Raw genomic sequence first — 22,614 nt, 5'->3', positions numbered from 1 at the left:
CAGGATGAAGGCAAAAGGCTATTTATTTGATTTAGATGGAACGATGTATAACGGAACGGAACCGGTAAAAGAAGCGGTCGATTTCGTCAATCGTCTGCAAGCAGAAGGGATTCCGTATTTGTTCGTGACGAATAATGCGTCGATGACGGCAGAAGCCGTGGCGGAGAAATTACGCGGGATGGGTGTTCATTCCGATGCGAAACACGTCTTGACGAGTGCGATGGCGACCGGTCGTTATATCGCTGATCTATCACCGAAAGCGCGCGTCTATGCGATCGGTGAGACAGGACTGATTGATGCGCTTGAACGGGAAGGGTTAGACGTCGTCGCAACAGAAGCGGCAGATTACGTCGTCATCGGTCTCGACCGTCAGATCACGTATGAAAAACTCGCTGTCGGTGCCCTCGCGATTCGTGCCGGTGCTCGCTTCATCTCGACGAACGGAGACATTGCCATTCCGACAGAACGTGGATTCTTACCAGGAAACGGTGCCTTGACGTCCGTCCTGCGCGTGACGACGGAGAAGGAACCGTTCTTCATCGGTAAACCGGAACCGGTCATGGTCGATATCGCAACGGAGATGATTGGTCTGTCAAAAGAAGACGTCATCATGGTCGGGGATAACTACCATACGGATATTCTATTCGGAATCAATGGAGGCATCCGGACGATGCACGTCAATTCTGGCGTCCATACACCCGTCTTCATTCAAGGTCAGGATCGTCAACCGACATACATGGTCGATACATTAGCAGAATGGATTCTATGAATCAAAAAATCCCGAACGAGAATTCGTTCGGGATTTCATGTATTAGAAGACTTGTTCGACTTCAACGACGCCAGCGACTTCTTCAAGAAGGGCACGTTCGATACCGGCCTTCAATGTGATCGTTGAACTTGGACAGCTACCACAAGCTCCCATCAAACGGAGTTTTACGATTCCGTCTTCTACATCTACGAGTTCAACGTCTCCTCCATCACGAAGAAGGAACGGACGCAATTTTTCAAGAACTTCATTCACTTGATCAAACATTTCCATGCGTAAACACATCCTTTCGTATAGTTTCATTGTAACAGGGTTGAAAAATGTTCTCAATCTGGAAAACTTGTATACTAAAGAGGAGAGAATTGAAAAGGGGGACTTCAAGATGGAAATCACGGTTTATGGAACAGCGGTCACTTGTCCGAGTTGTGTCGGGGCACCTAGCTCGGAAGAGACGTTCAGTTGGCTACAAGCTGTCCTCGGGCGAAAATATGAGCAAGCGATGACGCTTCGCTATGTCGATTTCGAGACAGCAACATCGGATCGATGGACGGAAGCGCTAAAAGAGGATATCTATTTTTATCCATTGATCGTGCTTGATGATGAGATGATTGACGAGGGGTACGTCAAGCTGAAGACGATCACGGCGGCGATTGATGCAAAGTTAAGTCAGACGGGATGAATGACAAAGAGGTATCCCAAAGCTTGGGACACCTCTTTTGTTCATTTAATCTTTTTGTGTTTCCATAAGACGCCGGACTTCAAGAGACGTGGGACTTTCCCCGTCAGCGCTTGCTTGCCCATGACGATCCCAAAACCGTCTGATTTCCCGAGCGATCCGAGCATCCCGCGCAGTTTGATTTCTGGCAGTTTCGGCAATTTCTTCCCTTGCCACTTCGCTTGCAAGACGTCGACGACTTGTTCTGCCTGATGTTCTGCGAGTTGACCGCTTGGTGCATACGGCAAGCTGGCACAATCGCCGATGACGAAGACGTTATCGTATTCCGGTACATGGTGATGTGCCGTCAATTTGATCCGACCGCCACTGTCTGCAGCAAAGCCGAGATCACGAACGACCTTGACCGGCTGCGTACCTGCCGTCCAAATCGTCAAGTCCGACGGGTACGTATCGTCGCCGTTTCGGACGTCGTCCGCCGTGACGAGCGTGACGTTCGAATTGTTGATGACTTCCACGTCATGCTCCTCGAACCATTCCTGGACGTAAGATGAGACTTTGTCGGATAAGAATGACAAGACGGATGGACCGCGGTCGAACAGACGAATCGTTAAATCCTTCCGGCTTTCATGCAGTTCACTGGCAAGTTCAACACCAGATAGACCAGCACCGACGATCGAGACGACGGACCCCGGTGACAGACCACAGATCGCTTGCTGTGTCTTGCGCGATTCTTCAAGTGTCTGGATGCTGTATGTAAACTCTTGAGCACCCGGAATGTTGTGGTATTTATCCTCGCAACCGAGGGCGATGATCAAGTCATCATAGAATAATTCTGATCCGTCTTGCAGGTGGACCGTATTCGTCTCTGGTGAGATTTTAATGACATGTCCATATTTATAAGTAAGATGTTTCCCCTCCGGAAATTCAATCCGGACATCTCGATCTGATAATGTACCTGCTGCGAGTGCGTAATATTCCGTTTTGAGTGCGTGGTACGGTAGACGGTCGACGAGCGTGACGGCAACTTCCTCGTCCTTGAATCGCTCACAAATCCGCATTCCACCATATCCTCCGCCGAGTACGACCAATTGCTTCATAACGTAAAATCCCCCTTAGTTCCCCTAAATCAGTCTGACCTTGTATAATACGACATGAGGCAGGTCGTTTCCTGCTTGAAGGAGGAAAAAAAGTGAATCCGATTATTGAATTTTGTATCAGTAACTTAGCGGCTGGTACACAGGTCGTCATGGAGCAACTCGAACGTGACCCGAACGTCGACGTCGTCGAATACGGTTGCCTTGGCTATTGCGGCATTTGTTCGCTTGATCATTTTTGTCTCGTTGATGGTGAGACGGTCGTAGGCGAGACGCCGGAAGAGTTGCTTGAAAAGATTTACCTAAAAATCGAAGAGAATGAGCTGTGAGCCCGAACAGCCAAAAAATCCCCTCGTTCGTCTGAACGAGGGGATTCGTGTCCGTCAGCGGGCGCAGCTTTTCGGATCAGGCAGATTGTTGACGGCGCATCATCCATGGTCGTAGTTTCATGAACAACGGAATGAAGAGTGCCGAGATGAACAATGCCTTGATGACGTTAAACGGTAAGATACCGGCTGTGATTGCTGTCCATTTGACAGCTGGATCCGCCATGTAGTCCATACCGAGGAACCATGCATATGCTGGAAGGATCAAGATATAGTTGAGAATCGCAAGACCGAGTGCCATCGTGATTGTACCAGCGACGAGGCCAGTTGCGAGACCTTGTGTTGATTTCTTTTTGTGGTAGAACCAGCTGACAGGAAGCACGAATGCGACACCAGCAGCGAAGTTCGCGAATTCTCCGACCGGAACACCACTTCCGCGGAAGATGTAATATAACACGTTCTTCAATGCTTCGACGATGACACCTGCGACCGGTGAGAACATGATCGCTGCGACGAGAGCAGGAACATCACTGAAGTCGATCTTCAGATAGTTCGGTAAGAACGGCAGTGGAAAATTGATAAGCATAAGAACAAATGAGATTGAACCTAACATTGACAGAGTGACCATTTTTTGTGTGCGTTTCATACGAGTATTGTCTCCTTTTGCTCGTTCCTCTCGATGAAGTATTGGCATGACTGCGTCCATAAAGAAACCCCTATTGATGAGATCAACAGGGGAGAAGTCCGCATTAAATAAACCTAATCGATTGTTGCAAAAATCGATCAAATTCAAACTCATGCCGCCATCTTCTCCCATCCAGACTATACTGTCGGCTCCTGAATTACACAGAATCAGCAAATAGCGCCCTATTCGCTCGCGGGCTTCAACTCATAATAGTTGTTTACCGCCGGTCGGGAATTTCACCCTGCCCTGAAGATGGAACGATTATTTTGTTGTACATACCATTTATACAACGAATTCAAGATAGTTTCAAGCAACTAGGTTTCGATTCGCTCAGAAGTTGCGTATACTAAAGAAAAGGAAGGTGATGACATGATCCATTTAACGGAGGCAGCAGCGTTACAAGTCCAAGACATGATGGCGCAGGCACCAGCAGATGAACGGAATCTTCGGATGCTCGTCCAAGGTGGTGGATGTAGTGGTCTGTCGTACGGAATGGGACTCGACCAACAGAAAGAAACGGATCTCGTTTTCGAACAGCACGGCGTGACCGTCATCGTGGACGAAAAAGATTACCCGGTCGTCAAAGGACTGGAAATCGATTATAAGCAGTCGATGCTCGGCGGCGGATTCACGATCACGAATCCGAATGCCATCGCAACATGCGGTTGCGGGACATCGTTCCGGACGGCAACGAATGCCGGGACACCGGGTGGCTGTTAATGAATCCAATCGTGGACATCGTCCACGATTTTTTTATTGTCCGCATACAGGAGACCTGTTCCGTTGACTCGAAATATTAAGAGAGTGAATGCTACTACGAACAGGGAGGGCTTCAGGATGAGAAAAGTATTGATCTTCGGGGGAACACGCTACTTCGGACGCCGGCTTGCGATTCGGTTAGCCGATTCGGGGGATGACGTGACAATCGTCACACGCGGCGAGCATACGCCACCGGTTGCGAAGGGCTTGACATTCTTTAAAGGAGACCGGACGTCAAGTAGTACGATGAAGGACTTAAGCCAACAGCACTGGGATGTCATCTATGACAATATCTGTTTCACACCGTATCAAGCAAAACTTGCGATCGACGCGTTTGAAGGAAAAGTCGGACGTTACGTGTTGACGTCGACGATGTCTGTCTATGAAGGCGGTGGTGCGAACATCACGGAGCGTGCCTATAATCCGTTTCCGGGGAAATATGACCTCGAGAAGGAACATGGATATGGCGAAGGGAAACGCCAAGCGGAGAGTTATTTCTTCCAACGGGCGACGTTCCCAGTCGTTGCGGTCCGTTTTCCGGTCGTCCTCGGACCAGATGATTATACGGAGCGACTCGTCTTTCATATCAAACGGGCGCTTGACGGGCGTCCGATCGTTGCCGAAAACACATACGCGAAGATGGGGTATATCTCAAGTTACGAAGCCGCTGCCTTTCTGGAGTGGTGTGGTCGCTCGGAACTGACGGGACCGATCAACGCTGCAAGTGACGGTGTCTTATCCATTCAAGACCTAGTGGATAAAATCGACCGCGTTGCGGGAACGACAAGTCAACTCGTCGCAAAAGGAGAGGATGAATCACCGCTTGCGCCAGAACGCGATTTCTATATGGATACGACAGCTGCGAAACAAGCCGGCTATCTGTTCCAACATGTCGATGACTGGCTCGATCGTTTGATTGAAGAGGAGGTGCGCAATCACCAATGATGCAGTTGATGAAACCAACTCTTGCGTGGGAGACAGAGTATCGCGCCTTTTTAGAAGACTGGCGAGAGTCGGGTGAAACGATCGTGCCGGAAGCAGTCGGAGACACATATGAACCACTGGGCGCTTATTTTGCGGAACTGAAGGAAATGGAGACAACGGTCAGATCGGGTCTTGTCACCCATTCGACGTACTGGATGGTCGACGGGCAACGAATCGTCGGTGCGCTGAACTTCCGGCATGATTTGACAGAGAACTTGAAGTTGTACGGCGGGCACATCGGATACGGCATCCGACCATCCGAGCGTCAGAAAGGATATGCGACGAGTGGTCTTCGACTTGCGCTTGAAGAAGCACGCCAGCGTGGACTCGATCAAGTACTACTGACGTGTGGCGTTGATAATCTAGCATCTCGCCGTGTCATCTTGGCGAACGGTGGACAAGAAATCGAGCCGACTGTTCGTAATGGACGCGAGACACGTCGCTTCATCATCCCGTTATGAGAATCCGTGAAGCACGTCTAGAAGATGCGTCAGCCATCGCCCGCGTTCATATTGATACCTGGCGCGAGACGTATCAAGGTATCATTCCAGATCTGTATTTAGCACAGTTGTCGCATGTGAAACGGACGCAACAATGGGAACAGACATTAGTCAATCAGCGCGTGTATGTTGCCGTGTCAGGAGAAGAAGTCGTTGGCTTTGCGCAAGGTGGAGCGAATCGAAGTGATGCGCGTGAAGGGGAACTCTACGCGATTTATGTCTTGCAAGCGTCACAAGGGCGGGGACTTGGGAAAGCGCTGTTTCAACGCATCGCTGAGGACTTAGCGGAATATGAGACGATGCAGGTTTCTGTCTTGCGAGATAATCCAGCGTGCCAGTTTTACGAGCGATTCGGTGGTCAGGTCTTCGAAGAATCGATGATTGAGCGAGGTGGGGTGGAACTCGTGCAACGGGTTTACCGGATACCTGTTAAAAGATCATCCGTATGAAATCGGACGTTTTCAACATCTTCGCTTTCCTTAGGCGGGATGTAAGCCGCGCCAGTTCCCATTCCATGTGATCTGTCGGGTCTTCCCTATCCCTGACGGAAGCACGCATCGTGCTTCCTTTTCCTGTGGGAGTCGAAGATGTTTGGTCACGTCCTCGATGTGATTCCATGAAAATAAGAGGTCGGACTCCGGTATGTCATCCGGAATTCGACCTCTTATTTGTTTACAGCCATTCAGTTATCTCAAGAATGATTTGTTACTTTTTCGAACAGACTCGTCGAGTGTTGCGGGTGACGAGCAGATGGATCAACGAGAAGTTTCGCTTGGTTAACGGCGATCGGTGCTTCACCGAAGCCCGTTGCGATCAGTTTGACGCGTCCTTCGTAAGTCGCGATATCACCACAAGCGAAGACGCCCGGAATCGCAGTCTCCATCTTCGAATTGACACGAATCGAATTGCGTTCGAATTCGACTTCCCATTCTTTGAGCGGTCCGAGTGACGAGACGAAGCCGAAGTTACAGACGACATCGTCCGCAGCGACGACGACGACTTCACCACTTTCAGCATGTTTGAACGTCAGCGTCTCGATGTGCGTCTCACCTGTAACCGATTCAAGTGTATACGGCGTCATGACGTTGACGGACGAATCGTGTAACAGTTCGACCGAATGTTCATGGGCACGGAACTTGTCACGACGGTGGACGAGCGTGACGGATTTTGCGATCGGCTCAAGCATCAATGACCAGTCAACTGCTGAGTCACCGCCACCCAGTAAGACGACTTGGCGATCCTTGAAACGTTCCATGTCGTTGACGAAATAGTGTAAGTTTGTTTCTTCGAAGCGTTCTGCATCCGCTACTCCGAGTGGACGCGCAGCGAACGAGCCGTTTCCTGCCGTCAAGATGACGGTCTTTGTATAATGCTCGCCTTTATTCGTGACGAGGCGGATGATTCCGTCATCCATCCGTTCGTAAGCGATGACGGTCTCACCGAGCACGTATGTCGGATCGAATTCATTTGCTTGTTCAAGCAACCGATCGACCAGTTCCTGTGCTTTTACTTTCGGAAAACCGGCAATATCGTATATATATTTTTCAGGATAAAGCGTAGCGAGTTGACCACCTAATTGAGGTAGACTCTCGATGACCTTCGTCTTCATCTGGCGCATTCCTGAATAAAACGCGGTGAACAGTCCGACCGGACCGCCGCCGATGATCGTGACATCATATGGTTGGTGCATCTGATTCCCTCCTAGCGTTGGATAGGTCCATTATATAGGAAGTAGGGGGTGAAGGTGCAAGTACGGAACATCTCACATTTTTTTAAGGGAAATTACATTTTTCTTTTGCAATCATTCCTGAAAAGTGTTTCAATAGGCTTATAGACATGTGAACATTATTTGAACAAAATTTTTGAGCATTCGTCTGTAATTGAATGTGAAGAAAATCACAACAAAACTACGATTCGTAAGGAGTATCAGAACATGAACACACCTAACATTGTTATTCTTGGAGCGGGCTACGGTGGATTGATCACAGCAGTCAACCTTCAAAAGAAACTCGGCGTCGATCAAGCGAACATCACGTTGATTAACAAACACGACTATCATTACCAAACAACTTGGTTGCATGAACCAGCTGCAGGTACGATGTCTGCGGAGCAAGCGCGCATCTACATCAATGATGTCATCAACCCGTCACGCGTCAAACTTGTCAAAGGTATCGTTGAGAAAGTCGACACGGCTGCTAAAACGGTTCTCTTACAAGATGGCGGAACAGTTCCTTACGATTACGTCGTCGTTGCTCTCGGTGGCGTTCCTGAAACATTCGGTATCAAAGGATTGAAGGAACACGCTCTGACGATCAGCTCGTTGAACAGCGTCCGTAAAATCAAGGAACATATCGATTACTCATTCGCACAGTACAAAACAACAGGATCACAAGATCGTTCACTCTTGACGATCGTTGTTGGTGGTGCTGGATTCACAGGAATCGAGTTCATGGGTGAGCTCGTCAACCGTATTCCAGAACTGTGCAAACAATATGACATTCCACGCGAACTCGTTCGTGTCGTCAACATCGAGGCAGCACCAACAGTCCTTCCAGGATTCGATGCTGATCTCGTCAACTACGCACACAAATGGCTTGAGCGTCAAGGCGTCGAGTTCAAACTCGGTAACGGCATCAAGGAATGTGGACCAGGAAGCGTCACGTTCGGTCCGCTTCAAGGTGACACGACTGAGACGATCGAAGCAAGCACGATCATCTGGACAGGTGGCGTCAGCGGTAACCCAGTCGTTGCAGCATCTGGTTTCGAAGCGATGCGTAACCGTGTCGTCGTCGAAGAAGATCTCCGTGTTCCAGGACACGACAACGTCTTCATGATCGGTGACTGTTCAGCAGTCATGGATCCAAGTTCGAACCGTCCGTACCCACCGACTGCACAAATCGCGACACAACAAGCACACAAAGTCGCTGAGAACATCGCAGCACTCATCGCGGGTCGTCAAACATCGACGTTCACGTACGAAAACAAAGGAACGGTCGCTTCGCTTGGTCACAAAGACGGCATCGGCATGGTCTTTGGTAAGAAGATTTACGGCCGTAACGCATCGTTCATGAAAAAAGTCATCGACAACAAACACTTCTTCGAACTGAAAAAGCTTGGTCTTGCGATCAAAAAAGGGAAGTTCTAAGTTCACGTTTTAGGCAAATGTACACTCGTGCATTTGCCTTTTTTGTCGGTTATACTAGAAGAGATTCAAAGGGGGAACAGTATGCATATCATTCAAGCCGTGATCGGGAGTGTGCTTTATCTCGTCATGTTCTTTAGTATCGGATTCATCTTAAACATGTTGTTGCGGAGTACATGGGTGATGCTCGTACTCTATCCGGTCATCATCATCATGATGATCGACAACCAATCGACGCTCGAATACTTCACGAATGCTCGTGAAGCAATTCCGAATCTCGGGGACCGGATTGCTGGTCTACAGACAGCGGATATCACGATGTTCGCGGCTGGTCTTGCCGGAATCATCATCGCCGGTCTATCGATTCGCTTCTTGCGTAAGAGCGGTTACCAAATGTTTTAAAGTCTACTTGAGTAAGTAGGCTTTTTTCGTGTCTGAAAAACCGTTATAATAAAAACAATGTCTTTAAATAAATGTGTAAGAGCAGATTGGGTTGAGAGCGAATGGATAAACAAATGTACCACGTTATCAAGGTATTGAATAATAATGTCGTCATTTGTTCGACTGGTGCGAATCAGGAAGTCATTATCCTCGCGAAAGGGATTGGCTTCGGTCGGAAGCCAGGCGATCAACTGACAGATCTCGACAAGTTGGAAAAAGTCTACACGTTGAAGGATAAAGAAGAACAGGATCAATATAAGGCGCTCGTCGGTCATCTCGATGAAAATTTCATCGCGTTGATGAACGAGATCGTCTCGATGATCGAGACACGCTTCGGAAAAAAGGTCGACGAACATATCCATATCGGATTGACGGATCATTTGACGTTTACGTTCAAGCGACTCGAACAAGGAATGGAAGTCACGAATCCGTTTCTTGCTGAAACGGAAGCCTTGTATCCGGAAGAGTACGCCCTTGCAGAAGAAATCGTCGAGTTCATCAGTGCTGAGATGAATTTTTACCTACCTCCAGCGGAGACAGGATTCATCGCACTTCATATTCATTCGGCGACGAACTTCAAAGACGTACTTGAAGTCAACCGCCATCATCAGCTCGTCGGTTTAATTGCTAGTCATATCGAACAGCGACTGGAGATTAAAATCGATCGAAAATCGCTTGATTACAAGCGTCTGATTCGGCACCTTCGTTCAGCGATTGAAAGGGTTTCCAATGGGGAGTATCTAGAGGCTCCAGAAAAAGTAGAAAAGCTATTGCGTGAAGAATATCCGCTATGCTATGATACTGCTTGGGAGCTGATGTCCATCATGGAACGTCAGTTGAAGAAAGCGGTACCGCGCGGTGAGGCGACGTATCTTACGATGCATCTGCAACGCTTAGTGCAGTACGATTCAGGTAAATGACCGCACGGACTACGTGTTACTGATACGATCAGGCATGAGTGGGATGTCGGGCAAGAAGCTTTATTTCCGTTATGCAACGGGATAAGTCTATTGTCTACAATCCGCTCGTGCCTGATTTTTTTCTGTAAAAAAACGGTCAGATGTCTGACTTTTTTCGTCTCAATCATTGGCATTATTCATCATACTTCGCTCTTAACAGGAAAAGGAGGAAACACACATGTTCAAACAGATTTTTGCTGTTCTTCAACGTGTCGGTAAAGCGTTGATGCTTCCTGTAGCGATTTTGCCAGCTGCCGGTATCCTACTCGGATTCGGTAACGCGATGCAAAATCCGAACTTGACGTCAAAACTCGAGTTCTTAAAAAATGATGCAATCATCAAGGTTGCAAAATTGATGGAAGCAGCTGGGGATATCATCTTCGGTAACTTAGCACTCTTATTCGCGGTCGGTGTCGCGATTGGTCTTGCAGGGGACGGCGCAGCCGGACTTGCGGCAATCGTCGGATTCTTGATCATGAACAAAACAATGAGCGTATGGCTCGGCGTTACACCTGAAATGGTTGCTAACGGTCAAGGATATGCAAACGTACTCGGTATCCCAACACTTCAAACTGGGGTATTCGGTGGTATCATCATCGGTTTGATCGCAGCTTGGGCGTACGGGAAGTACCATAATCTCGAATTGCCACAGTTCCTTGGATTCTTTGCTGGTAAACGTTTCGTTCCAATCGTCACAGCAGTTGTTTCATTGGTTGCAGGTCTTGTTCTCGTATTCGTCTGGCCGTTTGCGCAAGATGGCTTGAACTCGTTCTCGCACTTCATGATGGAGAAAAACCCAACACTCGCAGCATTCGTCTTCGGTCTCATCGAGCGTTCGTTGATTCCATTCGGTCTTCACCATATCTTCTATGCGCCATTCTGGTTCGAATTCGGTTCGTACAAGAATGCAGCAGGAACAGTCGTTCATGGTGACCAAGCGATCTTCTTCGCACAATTGAAAGACAACGCAACATTAACAGCTGGTACGTTCATGACTGGTAAATTCCCGTTCATGATGTTCGGTCTTCCAGCAGCAGCACTCGCAATGTACCACGAAGCTCGCCCTGAGCGTCGTGCAGTCGTTGGTGGTCTTCTTGGATCAGCAGCACTTACAGCATTCTTGACAGGTATCACAGAGCCAATCGAATTCGCATTCTTGTTCGTAGCTCCAATCTTGTTCGCAGTTCACGCTGTCTTCGCAGGTCTCTCGTTCATGACAATGCAATTGTTGAACGTTAAGATCGGTATGACATTCTCTGGTGGTTTGATTGACTTCCTTCTCTTCGGTGTTCTTCCAGGACGCACGCAGTGGTGGCTCGTCATCGTCGTCGGTCTTGCACTTTCTGTCATCTACTACTTCGGATTCCGTTTCGCGATCCGTCAGTTCAACTTGAAAACACCAGGTCGTGAAGATGAAGTTCAAGAAACATCATCTGTTCAAGGTTCTGAACTCGCTGAAGGTATCCTTGACGCACTCGGTTCAGAGTCGAACATCAAACACTTGGATGCATGTATCACACGTCTTCGTGTCGAAGTTCTCGACAAATCGAAAGTCAACAAAGATGAGTTGAAAAAATTAGGTGCTGCTGGTGTCCTTGAAGTTGGTAACAACGTTCAAGCAATCTACGGACCGAAATCAGACAACATCAAGTCTGAAATCCAAGCCGTCATCGCATCACGTAAACAAGAAAAAACAGTCTAATGTTTTAAGAAATGAGTCCTTCTGCGGAAGGGCTTATTTTTTTTTGGAAAAATCTTTTAGAATCGTTTTGCGCTAGAATATTTTAGGGTATGAACTAAGTAGTTTGTTTAAAAAAGGAGGGAATATACGCATGTGGAAAAACGTGTTTGGTGTCTTACAGCGGATCGGTAAGGCCTTGATGTTACCGGTAGCGATTTTGCCGGCAGCGGGGCTATTGCTCGCGTTCGGGACAGCGTTTCAAAACCCGAACTTGACGCAATATTTACCGTTCCTCGAGAACGATTCGCTAGTCGTCATCTGGCGAGTCATGCAGGATGCGGGTGACATCATCTTTGCGAACCTCGGGTTACTGTTTGCCGTCGGGGTCGCGATTGGTCTTGCGAATGGGGAAGGGGTTGCCGGTCTAGCAGCGATCGTCGGTTTCCTGATCATGAACAAGGTCATCAGTTCATTCTTACAGATTACACCAGAAAAAATCACGGAAGCACAGAAAGCGAGTGACTTGTCGTATGCGACGGTCCTCGGGATACCGACCTTGCAAATGGGGGTATTCGGAGGGATCATTGCAGGTTTGATAGCAGCGTACAGTTATAATAAATTCTTTAAAATCAAACTGCCTGATTTCCTCGGATTCTTCGCAGGGAAACGTTTTGTTCCGATTGCAACTGCCTTATTTAGTCTTGTTGCCGGGTTTGCCTTGTCGTATATTTGGCCACCGATTGGAACAGGTATCAATACGTTCTCAAAAACAATCATCGAAGCAAACGAACCGTTGTCTGCCTTCATCTTTGGACTCGTCGAACGTTCATTGATTCCGTTTGGTCTTCATCATATTTGGTACTCAAGTTTTTGGTTCCAGTTCGGGGAATACACGGATAAAGCTGGAACGATCATCAATGGGGATCAGCGAATCTTCTTCGCACAATTGAAGGACGGTGTACCATTTACAGCAGGGACGTATATGACCGGGAAATATCCATTCATGATGTTCGGTCTGCCGGCAGCCTGTCTTGCGATGTACCATACCGTTGCGAAGGATCGTCGTAAAGCCGTCGAAGGTCTTTACTTCTCAGCTGCGTTGACTTCTTTCCTGACTGGTATCACGGAGCCAGTCGAGTTCTCCTTCGTCTTCGTTGCACCTCTCTTGTTTGCCGTTCACGCTGTCTTTGCTGGTCTTTCATTCATGATCATGGATTTACTGAACGTCAAGATCGGGATGACGTTCTCCGGTGGATTGATTGACTACACGTTATTCGGGATTCTACCGAACCGAACCTCGTGGTGGCTCGTCATTCCAGTCGGACTTGTCTTCGCCGTCATCTATTACTTCGGATTCCGTTTCGTCATTACGAAGTTTGATCTGAAGATTCCGGGACGCGAAGCGATAAAAGAAGGTGCCGCTACCTCAACGGCACAAGCCGGCGATCTACCGTATGAAATTCTACAAGCATTCGGTGGTCCATCAAACATCAAGCACCTCGATGCTTGTATCACACGACTTCGGATTACGGTTAATGATAAATCAGGCGTCAACAAGGACCGCTTGAAAGAACTTGGTGCTGCCGGTGTTCTTGAAGTCGGAGATAACGTCCAGGCGATCTTTGGACCGAAATCTGACGGAATCAAGACAGAGATGGCAGACATCATGAAAGATCCAAACTATAAACCAAAAGAAACACCGGAAGCCGATCCAATTCCACAAGTACCAACGGGAGACGAAGCGCGCACTTCTGGAACTACAGCAGATACCGGTCCACTCGCTGGGGATCGTGGTGGGGCTTACGTGCCTGAAGATGGATATGTCGCACCACTGAGCGGTATCATTCGTTCTCTCGATGATGTACCGGATCAAGTCTTCTCCGGTCGAATGATGGGTGACGGATATGCGATCGAACCAACGGAAGGATATGTTGTCTCTCCAGTCTCTGGTGAGATCACGACATTCTTCCCGACGAAACACGCGATCGGTATTCTTGCGGATAATGGAGATGAGATCTTGATTCACATCGGTATTGATACGGTGTCACTCGAAGGAAAAGGATTCGAGGCATTGGCGAAAGCCGGCGATCGTGTCGAACCGGGGACACCACTTCTCAATGTCGATCTTGAACAAGTACGACCACTCGTACCATCATTACTGACACCAATCATCGTCACGAACAGCGGCGATCGAAAAGTCGACGTTGATGTCGGACGGACGGTCGAAGCCGGAGAAGCGATTTCGTATCGTGTAGAGTAAAGAAGAAAAGCGACGGATCGCTCTGAGCGATTCGTCTTTTTTTGTGTGAAACGATCGTAGAGCACATTTGATAATGAGATTTTGCACATATGATGATACAATGAGTTAGCTATTATAAGAGTTAGCTAATTTTTTGAGAAATGAGGTGCGTCGATGTCTTCGACTACAACAAAAACGAATACGACACCTGTCGTCATCGGATTATTGATTGGAATTTTAGTCGCAGCAATGGATAACACGATCGTTGCGACAGCGATGCCGACGATTGTCAGTGAACTGAATGGGTTTGATCAGTATGCATGGGTCACGTCGGCTTACATGATCGCAACCGTTGCTGGGATGCCGATCTTCGGTAAACTGAGTGACATGTATGGAAGAAAACGCTTCTTCCTCTTTGGGATGCTCCTCTTCATGGTGGGAAGTATCTTATGTGGAATGGCAGACTCGATCATTGAGCTGTCTGCCTATCGTGCCTTGCAAGGGCTCGGTGGTGGGGCGTTGATGCCGATCGCCTTTACAATCATCTTTGATATCTTCCCACCGGAAAAACGGGGGAAAGTCAGTGGGTTGTTTGGAGCGGTCTTCGGCATCTCGAGTATCTTCGGACCGTTGCTTGGTGCCGTATTGACGGATTCCCTCGACTGGCGCTGGGTGTTCTACATTAATATTCCACTTGGTTTGATTGCCCTTGGTCTCGTGACGGTCTTCTATCAGGAATCACCGGTGCACCGGACACAGAAAATCGACTATGTCGGTGCGTTTACGCTTGTCGCCGGATTGGTGTTATTCTTACTCGCGCTCGAAATGGGTGGCAAAGAGTATGCATGGTCTTCGCCACAAATTCTTGGTCTGTTCGGAGCAGCGCTCGTCGCGTTCGTTGCCTTCGCATTTGCTGAACGACGTGCCGCGGATCCCGTCATTACGTTTAGTCTATTCCGCCGTCGCTTATTTGCGGCAACACAAGGCGTGGCGTTCTTTTATGGATTCGTCTTCATCTCGGCGAGTGTGTTTATTCCAATTTTCGTGCAAGGTGTCTTTGGTGGCAGTGCGACGAATTCCGGTCTGATCCTGATGCCGATGTTGATTGCCTCGGTCATCTCGGCGCAGCTCGGTGGACAGTTGCCGAACAAGTTTGGATTCCGCAACGTCATGATCGTCTCAGCGGTCTTCTTCCTACTCGGTGTCTATCTTCTTAGTACGATGACGCTTGAGACATCGCGGACAGCGGTAACGATTTATATGATCATTCTCGGATTTGGTGTTGGCTTCAGTTTCTCTCTATTGAATCTAGCGAGTATCAACGGCATCGAGATGCAACGTCGGGGCGCAGCGACCTCGATGGGCTCAACATTCCGGACAATCGGGATGACGCTTGGTGTCACGGTTCTCGGAATCATCCAATCACGGACGTTCGCGTCAGCTGTAACGGATCGGTTGCCGCAAGGTGGAGCGCCGTCCGGTGGACAGTTCCCAACGGCTGCTGCGTTTGCGAAGATGCCACCAGAAGTTGCGACAGCAATTAAGACGTCGCTTGCAGAATCGATCTCAACCGTCTATTTCTGGGCGTTGATTCCAGCAGTACTCGGTGTCATCTTTATCTTCTTGATGGGGAACGAGCGTCCGATTTTGTCGGAACAAGCTACTCCAGCGAAGAAGAAACAAGCTCAATAATCACCATTTCAACAACGTCTTCTTTCTTATAAGAAAGAGGCGTTGTTTTTTTGTTGAATTAGACAAAAAAAGACGAACCTGGATTGTTCCAGATTCGTCTGACAGAACTTATTTTTTGATGTCGAAAGTCGTGCTGAGGAAGTCGACGACTTCTTCTGCTGTATCCATATCAAGCACTTGCTCAACGATTGCTTCACATTCTGACTTGTTGAGACGTGTCATCAAGCTACGAGCGCGAAGAACAGATGATGCTGACATTGAGAACTCATCGAGACCAAGACCAAGAAGGATTGGGAGTGCCAATTCTTCTCCTGCCATCTCACCACACATGCCGACCCATTTGCCTGCTTTGTGTGCTTCAGTGATTACGTTGTTCAAGAGGTTCAAGATCGCTGGGTTGAACGGTTGGTACAGGTATGATACTTTTTCGTTCATCCGGTCTGCCGCCATCGTGTATTGAATCAAATCGTTCGTTCCAACAGAGAAGAAGTCGACTTCTTTTGCGAACTGACGAGCCATGACTGCTGTTGCTGGGATTTCAACCATCATACCGACTTCGATGTCTTCCGATACCGTAACGCCTTCAGCTTGAAGGTTTGCTTTCTCTTCAAGGAGAAGTGCTTTTGCAGCACGGAACTCTTCGATCGTTGCGATCATCGGGAACATGACAGCGAGTTTACCGTATGCACTTGCACGAAGAAGTGCGCGCAATTGTGTACGGAACAAGTCTGTTTGGTCAAGGCAGAGACGGATCGCACGGTAACCGAGGAACGGGTTCATCTCGTGTGGGAGATCAAGGTACGACAATTCTTTATCGCCACCGATATCCAGTGTCCGGATGACGACTTTTTTATCGCCCATTGACTCGAGAACCGTTTTGTAAGCTGTGAACTGCTCGTCTTCCGTTGGGAACGTCTCTGCATCCATGTAGAGGAATTCCGTACGGTAGAGACCGACTGCTTCTGCACCGTTATCCAAAACGCCTTTGACATCGTTTGGTGTACCGATGTTTGCAGCGAGCTCGACGTGATGACCGTCAGCTGTCATTGTTTTTTCGTTCTTGAGTTTTTTCCACTCTTCTTTTTGTGCGATGTATGCTGCGCGTTTTGCTTCATACTCAGCCACTTGCTCTTCGCTTGGGTTGACGATGACGTCACCTTCTGCACCGTCAAGGATGAGAAGATCGCCGTGTTTCACGTCCGTTAAAACAACTTTTGTTCCGACGACTGCTGGGATTTCGAGTGAACGTGACATGATGGCAGAGTGCGATGTCCGGCCACCAATGTTCGTTGCGAAACCTTTAGCATATTTACGGTTCAATTGAGCTGTATCCGAAGGAGTCAAGTCTTCAGCGATGATGATGACTTCTTCATTGATTTGAGCTGGAGTGACGAACGTGATACCGAGAAGGTGAGCCATCGTCCGTTTTGTGACGTCACGAACGTCTGCTGCACGTTCGCGCATGTATTCGTTATCCATCGATTCGAAAATCATGACCATCATGTTTGCGACTTCATCGAGTGCTTTTGCAGCATTTGCTTGCTCGTCCTCGATTTTTGCGTTCACCTGACTGACGATTTCCGGATCTTCTAAGATGAGAAGGTGAGCCGAGAAGATCTCCGCTTTATCTGGACCTAATTCTTGTAAGGTATTTTCACGAATGACTTCGAGTTCTGTCTTCGATTTTGCGATCGCTGCTTGGAAACGTTCTTTTTCCGCAGCTGCATCCTCGATTTTGTGCGATGGAATCTCAAAGACCGGTGTTTCCATCACGAATGCTTTTGCAATCGCGATCCCTGCAGAAGCGCCAATTCCCTTGATATGTTGTGCCATGTGCATTACCCTCTTTTCAGTAAGTTTTTTTAACGCGACGACTTCGTTTCTTAGCTATCTATAGATACCCATAAACGCCTCTCTCTTAACGAGCCTTCTGCGCACTCTCCCTTGAATGAAAACGTAGACATTTCCCGGAACAGCAAACGCATCGTTTCTTGAAGTGTCTCAACATTTCACCTGTATAATCCTATCATATTGTGAAACGGGCAACAATTGTTTGAAACCAAGCATTTCGACAAATTGTCGAACAGAAGTAGTGAAAGCGTTTGCGGTAAGTCGAGAGGCTATTAGTTGGAAAATGACTGAAAACACTTCATACTAATAGATACTAGTCAAAGGGGGAGTTTTATATGCAAACGAATCAATCCGTAGATGTACTCGTTGTCGGGATTTCTGGAAATCAACCGCTCGATGAACGGTTACAAGCACTGTATGGTGACAAACTAGAAGAGTGGGTTCGTCAAGGCGATATTTCAACGAAACGAGGAGAACTACGTCTATTGCCAACATTAGCGGGCGACGTCGCACGTGTACTGTTCGTTGGACTCGGGAAAGTTGATCAGCTCTCGCAAGACGATTTACGCCGCTTGCTCGGAAAAGCGGCACAGCATGTCAAAGCACGTCGCTTAGAACATGTCACAGTCGATGCAACGACATTCCCAGGGCAACCAGTCGAGCTGATTGCCGAGACGTTCACCCTCGCTACATATGAGGTCAAACATTATAAGACGTCGCCTTCGAAAGCGTATACGTTACATCTGACGGTTTTACCTTCTGATGACGAAGCCGTCCTTCGTGGTACGGCCTTGGGCGAAGCGACGAACTTAGCGCGTCGTCTCGTAACGATGCCAGGGAATCTTTTGACGGCGCCAGCGCTTGCGGACGAAGCACGTTTCATCGCCGAACGTCATGGACATGATCTCCGAATCATCGATAAGGAAGAGATGGAAGCACTCGGGATGGGCGCCTTGCTTGCCGTTAACCAAGGATCCGTCATTCCACCGAAATTGATCGTCCTTGAATATAAAGGATCAGCAGAAGCACCGATCGCGGTCGTCGGAAAAGGTGTCACATTCGATACAGGTGGTTATTCCATCAAACCGAAAGACGGGATCGTCGGAATGAAAGGCGACATGGGAGGCGCAGCAGCCGTTCTTGGTCTGTTCGAAGCACTCGGTCAACTGAAGCCAGATGTTCACGTCATCGGTGTCATTCCAGCAACCGATAACATGATTTCCGGGGATGCCTTCAAGCCGGATGACGTCATCACGTCGATGGCAGGAAAAACGATTGAAGTCCTGAACACGGATGCGGAAGGACGGCTTGTCCTTGCTGACGCAGTCACGTACGTCAAAGAATATCAACCTAAAGCGATCATCGATCTCGCAACGTTGACAGGTGGTGTCCTTGTCGCGCTTGGAACAGAAATCACAGGTGCGTTGACAAACGATGCGTCACTTTACGAACGCTTTGAACAGGTGACGAAAGAGACGAATGAGATGGTCTGGCAAATGCCGTATGTCGATGCGTTCATTAAACAAGTCCGCCGTTCGGAAGTCGCAGACTTGAACAATTCACCAGGACGAATGGGACATATGATCTTCGGTGGTGCGTTCGTCGGTGAATTCGTCGGTGACACACCTTGGTTGCACCTCGATATCGCAGGAACATCGGAACAAAATCAAGCGTCTGAGATTGGTCCAAAAGGAGCGACAGGCGTCATGGTCCGTAGTCTGTACCGATTCGTCGAGCAAGAAAAATGAGACGCTGGAATCTACTCGGTGTCTTGTTGACGATTCTTACAATCGTCTGGTACTTGGATGCACGCGATCGTCTATCGCTCGGTCTCGCAACGTTCATCGGTATCTTCACCGTCTTATCACTACTGCGTTCTTTCCGGGAGAAGACGAATGCACGTCATCGGGATTGATGCGGCAAAGGCGGGGTGGGTCGTCGTTATGTACAAAAATGGTCGTTATACGGGATTCGTCGAACCGACGCTTACTCAGATTCCGCTAGCTGACCGGATCTGGATCGATATGCCGATCGGCTTGATGGAAGGACGACGGGAAACGGATCAACTGTTGCGACTGGAGCTACGACCTGGGCGGACGAGCAGTGTCTTTAATGCACCGTTTCGTAGTGCGTTGACAGCTTCTACCTATATGGAAGCAAATGATTTAGCCAAACAACATGCGGGGATCGGGCTTTCAAAACAAGCGTGGTACCTATTACCGAAAATCCGAGAAGCCCGCAGCGTATATCGAACGGAGATGATTGAAGCCCATCCGGAAGTCTGTTTCGCACGACTCGCCGGTCATCCAGCACGCTTTTCAAAGAAAACGACCGAAGGCATTGCGGAACGAATCGAATTACTCGAGCGCTTTGATTGTCCGCCGTTATGGGAACAGCGTCAGTCGCATGTTGCGGTCGATGATTGGCTTGACGCTTGTCTGCTTGCGACGGGCGCCCGTTTTCCGTGTGATTACTTGCCGGCGAGTCGACCGGTGGATCCGGAAGGATATCCGTTATATGCAGCTGTACCCAAAAAATCACCCTCACCGAAATGGTGTGGGTGATCCTTTGACGAAGTCCCAAATATAATGAAAAATCTGGGCGTTGTAGAGTGCTTTTAGGATGACAGCGATCAATGGTCCGAGAATCAGTCCGAAGACACCAAAGAATTTGATCCCGACGAACAGCGCAATCAACGCCGTGATTGGTTGAATCCCGATATTATCGCCGACGATTTTCGGTTCCATGATGTTACGCTGCAGAATGACGAGAGCGTATAGAATCCCGAGTCCAATCGCAAGTGTCGTATCGCCCGTGATGATTGAATAGGCAATCCAAGGCAGGAAGACGGAACCGGTGCCAAGATACGGCAAGATATCAAAAAAGGCAGCGATAAAAGCAACTGCGAACGGATGCTCGACACCAATGATGAACAAACCGATCAAAACGATGAAGAACGTGATCGTGATTAACGTGAGCTGCGCTTTGAGATAGCCGAATAAGGCAGATCGTAAGCTCAGGAAGACCGACTCGAAACGAGCGAACCAAGGAAGCATCTCATAACGTTTCAATCGCATCTCGTATTGGTGCCAATCTTTTGCGATGAAGAACCAAGCGAGTAGGACGATGACGAAAATCAGTGCAATCGATGGTAACGTCGCAAGGACTGTCTGTAGCATCATGGCGATACTTTTTGATCCTTCGCCAATCGCACTCGCAAGTGAACTACCGAGAGATTGGATACTGTTTTGAACCGTATTTTGTTGCGATGGCTCTAGTGAGCGTAAGGCTTCCGAAGCATCGTTCCAGATGGGTGCCAGTTTTTCATTGTACAGCTTTTGAAAATACAGGCTTAACTCTTGAATTTGCGCCGGTAATTGATTGGCGACGAACACAAGACCGCGAATCAACTGCATGATGATCAAGGCGAGCGACCCAACTAATAGGCCACTGATCAAAATGATCGATAACAATGCACCCCATCCACGATTGATCCGTAACCGCTTTTGGAAGAAATCAACGAGCGGTCGGCTGAAAAGGGCAAGCAGAAACGCAAAGACGAATGGATATAAGATGGACGAGAGGCGGATGAGTAACCATCCACCAACTAAGAAGGCGAAGATCACCGTCAGGAACCGGGCCATTTGCCAAAGACGTTCAGTCGACACAAGCAACACCTCTTACTGGATTATGTAGAATTTATTGATATCATCATATCATGTTTAGATAGATTACGAGTCATTCAAAAGGAGGAGATCTCGATGCGTAAAAGAGAAATCGGACTAATAGCTGCGTTGATTGCTGCGACATCTGTCGGAATCCGGGAATGGAAGAAAAATCAGGCGTATGCACAACGCGTCAAACAAGAGACAGAAAGGCACGTACGCCAAGCAATCGTGGAGGGTCAGACAGATGGAACAGATGAAGACACTACAACAAAAGGTTGATGCGACGATTCGCTCACTCGGCGGTTATTTTCGACCACTATCTGGTCTCGCACGCCTGACGGAAGAAGTCGGTGAAGTCGGTGAAGCACTGGAACAAAATGATTTAGAAGCCCTTCGCTTGGAGCTGGTCGATGTCTTGATGATCTCGACCTGCCTTGCAAATCAATACGTGGCGGATCTTGCAGCACAGCATGAGACGCTTGATACAGCAAACGATGATCAGGACGGTTCGTTTTATCGACTCGTGCATGAGGCCGGACAAATCGCACGTGTCATGAACGGTTATGAAGGGGATAAACCTCCGAAAGCGAAAGACACAATTGTTCCGATTGGTCATTCCTTAGCACGTCTGCAACGCGAACTGTTTCGGTTAGCACGACCACTTCAATTGGATTTACTGACAGAAATCGACCGGACGAATGAAAAGAATCTGAAGCGGGATAAAACACGCTTCGCGTTGACGCGTGATCCCATCACGGAAGAGACGATTGATCATTTCCGAAGTGCGACAGGAAGCGAGGCACGCCTCTGGGGAGCCCCTGTGTATGAGGAGAACCAAACGATCGAGGATAACATGGAAGCAGCATTGCCGTCACTCCGGCGTTTCCTCCGATGTGCGTCGATTGAGGGGATCGAGGCATTCGTCTTCGAAGCACCGATGGAACGCTCGCGTAGTTTGATTGAAGTGAAAGAACTAGCGGACGAAATGGGACGCTTGATCAAAGAGCGGACACCGCTTGACTTCAAGGATTCACCGTATCGCTTAGAAGTCTTTGCGCCACAACTCGGTCCGATCTCGCCGTATCATGCGGAAGACGACCATCGGATGTTTCTCGTTCTCTATGTAGACTAAAAAATGATCCGCCTGCTCC

Annotated in this window: 24 protein-coding genes and 1 riboswitch; of the genes, 18 read left to right on the top strand and 6 right to left on the bottom strand. The window is 48.5% G+C overall.

From position 1 onward, the window contains the following. The first annotated feature begins 4 nt into the window (after window positions 1–4). Complete coding sequence (locus U719_RS12535; RefSeq protein WP_023469144.1) at window positions 5–769, top strand: TIGR01457 family HAD-type hydrolase; 765 nt, start codon at window positions 5–7, stop codon at window positions 767–769. A 42-nt stretch (window positions 770–811) separates the two neighbouring features. Here the strand turns inward: U719_RS12535 and U719_RS12530 are convergent, their stop codons facing one another. Continuing rightward, window positions 812–1,039 carry a NifU family protein gene (locus U719_RS12530; RefSeq protein WP_012371190.1) on the bottom strand — a complete coding sequence of 76 codons (228 nt, stop codon included), beginning with the start codon at window positions 1,037–1,039 and terminating at the stop codon, window positions 812–814. Window positions 1,040–1,148: 109 nt separating this feature from the next. Between U719_RS12530 and U719_RS12525 the strand changes: the two genes are divergently transcribed. Further along, complete coding sequence (locus U719_RS12525; protein WP_023469143.1) at window positions 1,149–1,445, top strand: DUF1462 family protein; 297 nt, start codon at window positions 1,149–1,151, stop codon at window positions 1,443–1,445. Window positions 1,446–1,486: 41 nt separating this feature from the next. On the opposite strand, the gene U719_RS12520 is transcribed toward U719_RS12525, so the two are convergent. Then, entirely contained in the window at window positions 1,487–2,539 is a 1,053-nt protein-coding gene (locus U719_RS12520) for an NAD(P)/FAD-dependent oxidoreductase (protein ID WP_023469142.1), read from the bottom strand. 92 nt (window positions 2,540–2,631) lie between these two features. On the opposite strand from U719_RS12520, the gene U719_RS12515 reads away from it, so the two are divergent. Beyond that, entirely contained in the window at window positions 2,632–2,865 is a 234-nt protein-coding gene (locus U719_RS12515; RefSeq protein ID WP_023469141.1) for a YuzB family protein, read from the top strand. 76 nt (window positions 2,866–2,941) lie between these two features. Here the strand turns inward: U719_RS12515 and U719_RS12510 are convergent, their stop codons facing one another. Beyond that, entirely contained in the window at window positions 2,942–3,508 is a 567-nt protein-coding gene (locus U719_RS12510) for an ECF transporter S component (protein WP_023469140.1), read from the bottom strand. A 155-nt stretch (window positions 3,509–3,663) separates the two neighbouring features. Next, a riboswitch (FMN riboswitch) is annotated at window positions 3,664–3,805 on the bottom strand. A 111-nt stretch (window positions 3,806–3,916) separates the two neighbouring features. On the opposite strand from U719_RS12510, the gene U719_RS12505 reads away from it, so the two are divergent. The 4 genes from U719_RS12505 (at window position 3,917) to U719_RS12490 (ending at window position 6,239) form a co-directional block, all read left to right on the top strand. After that, the gene (locus U719_RS12505) at window positions 3,917–4,267 is read left to right on the top strand and encodes an iron-sulfur cluster assembly accessory protein (RefSeq protein WP_023469139.1); all 351 of its coding nucleotides are present in this window, start codon (window positions 3,917–3,919) and stop codon (window positions 4,265–4,267) included. Window positions 4,268–4,384: 117 nt separating this feature from the next. Beyond that, complete coding sequence (locus U719_RS12500; protein ID WP_035396393.1) at window positions 4,385–5,251, top strand: NAD-dependent epimerase/dehydratase family protein; 867 nt, start codon at window positions 4,385–4,387, stop codon at window positions 5,249–5,251. An 8-nt stretch (window positions 5,252–5,259) separates the two neighbouring features. Further along, window positions 5,260–5,751, top strand: coding sequence for a GNAT family N-acetyltransferase (locus tag U719_RS12495; protein WP_235147676.1), 492 nt, complete (start codon window positions 5,260–5,262; stop codon window positions 5,749–5,751). Further along, window positions 5,748–6,239 carry a GNAT family N-acetyltransferase gene (locus U719_RS12490; RefSeq protein ID WP_023469136.1) on the top strand — a complete coding sequence of 164 codons (492 nt, stop codon included), beginning with the start codon at window positions 5,748–5,750 and terminating at the stop codon, window positions 6,237–6,239. The genes U719_RS12495 and U719_RS12490 overlap by 4 nt, the downstream gene beginning before the upstream one ends. 242 nt (window positions 6,240–6,481) lie before the next feature. Here the strand turns inward: U719_RS12490 and U719_RS12485 are convergent, their stop codons facing one another. Next, window positions 6,482–7,480 (bottom strand): NAD(P)/FAD-dependent oxidoreductase, encoded by a 999-nt coding sequence (locus U719_RS12485; RefSeq protein ID WP_023469135.1) that lies wholly within the window; start codon window positions 7,478–7,480, stop codon window positions 6,482–6,484. 243 nt (window positions 7,481–7,723) lie between these two features. On the opposite strand from U719_RS12485, the gene U719_RS12480 reads away from it, so the two are divergent. The 6 genes from U719_RS12480 (at window position 7,724) to U719_RS12455 (ending at window position 15,944) form a co-directional block, all read left to right on the top strand. Beyond that, a complete protein-coding gene (locus U719_RS12480; RefSeq protein ID WP_023469134.1) occupies window positions 7,724–8,935 on the top strand; it encodes an NAD(P)/FAD-dependent oxidoreductase in 1,212 nt (403 codons plus the stop codon). A gap of 81 nt (window positions 8,936–9,016) precedes the next feature. Further along, window positions 9,017–9,334, top strand: a complete 318-nt coding sequence (locus U719_RS12475; protein WP_023469133.1) for a YuiB family protein — start codon at window positions 9,017–9,019, stop codon at window positions 9,332–9,334. Window positions 9,335–9,435: 101 nt separating this feature from the next. Then, on the top strand, window positions 9,436–10,293 hold the full coding sequence (gene glcT, locus U719_RS12470) for a glucose PTS transporter transcription antiterminator GlcT (protein ID WP_023469132.1): 858 nt from the start codon (window positions 9,436–9,438) through the stop codon (window positions 10,291–10,293). A gap of 217 nt (window positions 10,294–10,510) precedes the next feature. Further along, window positions 10,511–12,034: a glucose-specific PTS transporter subunit IIBC gene (gene ptsG, locus U719_RS12465; RefSeq protein WP_023469131.1), complete on the top strand. Its 1,524-nt coding sequence runs from the start codon at window positions 10,511–10,513 to the stop codon at window positions 12,032–12,034. Window positions 12,035–12,164: 130 nt separating this feature from the next. Continuing rightward, window positions 12,165–14,273 carry a glucose-specific PTS transporter subunit IIBC gene (ptsG, locus tag U719_RS12460; protein WP_023469130.1) on the top strand — a complete coding sequence of 703 codons (2,109 nt, stop codon included), beginning with the start codon at window positions 12,165–12,167 and terminating at the stop codon, window positions 14,271–14,273. A 153-nt stretch (window positions 14,274–14,426) separates the two neighbouring features. Continuing rightward, window positions 14,427–15,944: an MDR family MFS transporter gene (locus U719_RS12455; protein WP_023469129.1), complete on the top strand. Its 1,518-nt coding sequence runs from the start codon at window positions 14,427–14,429 to the stop codon at window positions 15,942–15,944. A 108-nt stretch (window positions 15,945–16,052) separates the two neighbouring features. On the opposite strand, the gene ptsP is transcribed toward U719_RS12455, so the two are convergent. After that, complete coding sequence (gene ptsP, locus U719_RS12450) at window positions 16,053–17,777, bottom strand: phosphoenolpyruvate--protein phosphotransferase (protein WP_023469128.1); 1,725 nt, start codon at window positions 17,775–17,777, stop codon at window positions 16,053–16,055. Window positions 17,778–18,130: 353 nt separating this feature from the next. On the opposite strand from ptsP, the gene U719_RS12445 reads away from it, so the two are divergent. The 3 genes from U719_RS12445 to U719_RS12440 are packed head-to-tail and all read left to right on the top strand — an operon-like array spanning window position 18,131 to window position 20,359. Further along, on the top strand, window positions 18,131–19,543 hold the full coding sequence (locus tag U719_RS12445) for a leucyl aminopeptidase (protein ID WP_023469127.1): 1,413 nt from the start codon (window positions 18,131–18,133) through the stop codon (window positions 19,541–19,543). Next, the gene (locus U719_RS16865; protein WP_023469126.1) at window positions 19,540–19,710 is read left to right on the top strand and encodes a hypothetical protein; all 171 of its coding nucleotides are present in this window, start codon (window positions 19,540–19,542) and stop codon (window positions 19,708–19,710) included. Before U719_RS12445 ends, U719_RS16865 begins: the two co-directional genes overlap by 4 nt. Further along, complete coding sequence (locus tag U719_RS12440) at window positions 19,691–20,359, top strand: DUF429 domain-containing protein (RefSeq protein WP_023469125.1); 669 nt, start codon at window positions 19,691–19,693, stop codon at window positions 20,357–20,359. The genes U719_RS16865 and U719_RS12440 overlap by 20 nt, the downstream gene beginning before the upstream one ends. On the opposite strand, the gene ytvI is transcribed toward U719_RS12440, so the two are convergent. After that, window positions 20,339–21,463 (bottom strand): sporulation integral membrane protein YtvI, encoded by a 1,125-nt coding sequence (gene ytvI, locus U719_RS12435; protein WP_023469124.1) that lies wholly within the window; start codon window positions 21,461–21,463, stop codon window positions 20,339–20,341. The two genes, U719_RS12440 and ytvI, sit on opposite strands and share 21 nt — an antisense overlap. 93 nt (window positions 21,464–21,556) lie before the next feature. On the opposite strand from ytvI, the gene U719_RS12430 reads away from it, so the two are divergent. After that, window positions 21,557–21,742, top strand: coding sequence for a hypothetical protein (locus U719_RS12430; protein ID WP_023469123.1), 186 nt, complete (start codon window positions 21,557–21,559; stop codon window positions 21,740–21,742). Next, window positions 21,708–22,595 carry a MazG nucleotide pyrophosphohydrolase domain-containing protein gene (locus tag U719_RS16515; protein WP_023469122.1) on the top strand — a complete coding sequence of 296 codons (888 nt, stop codon included), beginning with the start codon at window positions 21,708–21,710 and terminating at the stop codon, window positions 22,593–22,595. The genes U719_RS12430 and U719_RS16515 overlap by 35 nt, the downstream gene beginning before the upstream one ends. The last annotated feature ends 19 nt before the right edge of the window (window positions 22,596–22,614 follow it).

The organism is Exiguobacterium sp. MH3, from assembly GCF_000496635.1.
GTDB lineage: Bacteria > Bacillota > Bacilli > Exiguobacteriales > Exiguobacteriaceae > Exiguobacterium_A > Exiguobacterium_A indicum.
This window is presented reverse-complemented; position numbering and strand designations above follow the sequence as displayed.

Bases quoted from the DNA above. Each gene is read 5' to 3' on its own strand.
- U719_RS16865 (WP_023469126.1), top strand. From the start codon at position 19,540: ATGAGACGCTGGAATCTACTCGGTGTCTTGTTGACGATTCTTACAATC.
- U719_RS12440 (WP_023469125.1), top strand. From the start codon at position 19,691: ATGCACGTCATCGGGATTGATGCGGCAAAGGCGGGGTGGGTCGTCGTT.
- ptsG (WP_023469130.1), top strand. From the start codon at position 12,165: ATGTGGAAAAACGTGTTTGGTGTCTTACAGCGGATCGGTAAGGCCTTG.
- U719_RS12495 (WP_235147676.1), top strand. From the start codon at position 5,260: ATGAAACCAACTCTTGCGTGGGAGACAGAGTATCGCGCCTTTTTAGAA.
- U719_RS12510 (WP_023469140.1), bottom strand. From the start codon at position 3,508: ATGAAACGCACACAAAAAATGGTCACTCTGTCAATGTTAGGTTCAATC.
- U719_RS12525 (WP_023469143.1), top strand. From the start codon at position 1,149: ATGGAAATCACGGTTTATGGAACAGCGGTCACTTGTCCGAGTTGTGTC.
- U719_RS12485 (WP_023469135.1), bottom strand. From the start codon at position 7,480: ATGCACCAACCATATGATGTCACGATCATCGGCGGCGGTCCGGTCGGA.
- U719_RS12530 (WP_012371190.1), bottom strand. From the start codon at position 1,039: ATGGAAATGTTTGATCAAGTGAATGAAGTTCTTGAAAAATTGCGTCCG.
- ptsP (WP_023469128.1), bottom strand. From the start codon at position 17,777: ATGGCACAACATATCAAGGGAATTGGCGCTTCTGCAGGGATCGCGATT.
- U719_RS12500 (WP_035396393.1), top strand. From the start codon at position 4,385: ATGAGAAAAGTATTGATCTTCGGGGGAACACGCTACTTCGGACGCCGG.
- U719_RS12475 (WP_023469133.1), top strand. From the start codon at position 9,017: ATGCATATCATTCAAGCCGTGATCGGGAGTGTGCTTTATCTCGTCATG.
- U719_RS12430 (WP_023469123.1), top strand. From the start codon at position 21,557: ATGCGTAAAAGAGAAATCGGACTAATAGCTGCGTTGATTGCTGCGACA.
- U719_RS12445 (WP_023469127.1), top strand. From the start codon at position 18,131: ATGCAAACGAATCAATCCGTAGATGTACTCGTTGTCGGGATTTCTGGA.
- U719_RS16515 (WP_023469122.1), top strand. From the start codon at position 21,708: ATGGAACAGATGAAGACACTACAACAAAAGGTTGATGCGACGATTCGC.
- U719_RS12520 (WP_023469142.1), bottom strand. From the start codon at position 2,539: ATGAAGCAATTGGTCGTACTCGGCGGAGGATATGGTGGAATGCGGATT.
- U719_RS12480 (WP_023469134.1), top strand. From the start codon at position 7,724: ATGAACACACCTAACATTGTTATTCTTGGAGCGGGCTACGGTGGATTG.
- ptsG (WP_023469131.1), top strand. From the start codon at position 10,511: ATGTTCAAACAGATTTTTGCTGTTCTTCAACGTGTCGGTAAAGCGTTG.
- U719_RS12505 (WP_023469139.1), top strand. From the start codon at position 3,917: ATGATCCATTTAACGGAGGCAGCAGCGTTACAAGTCCAAGACATGATG.
- U719_RS12490 (WP_023469136.1), top strand. From the start codon at position 5,748: ATGAGAATCCGTGAAGCACGTCTAGAAGATGCGTCAGCCATCGCCCGC.
- U719_RS12455 (WP_023469129.1), top strand. From the start codon at position 14,427: ATGTCTTCGACTACAACAAAAACGAATACGACACCTGTCGTCATCGGA.
- U719_RS12535 (WP_023469144.1), top strand. From the start codon at position 5: ATGAAGGCAAAAGGCTATTTATTTGATTTAGATGGAACGATGTATAAC.
- glcT (WP_023469132.1), top strand. From the start codon at position 9,436: ATGGATAAACAAATGTACCACGTTATCAAGGTATTGAATAATAATGTC.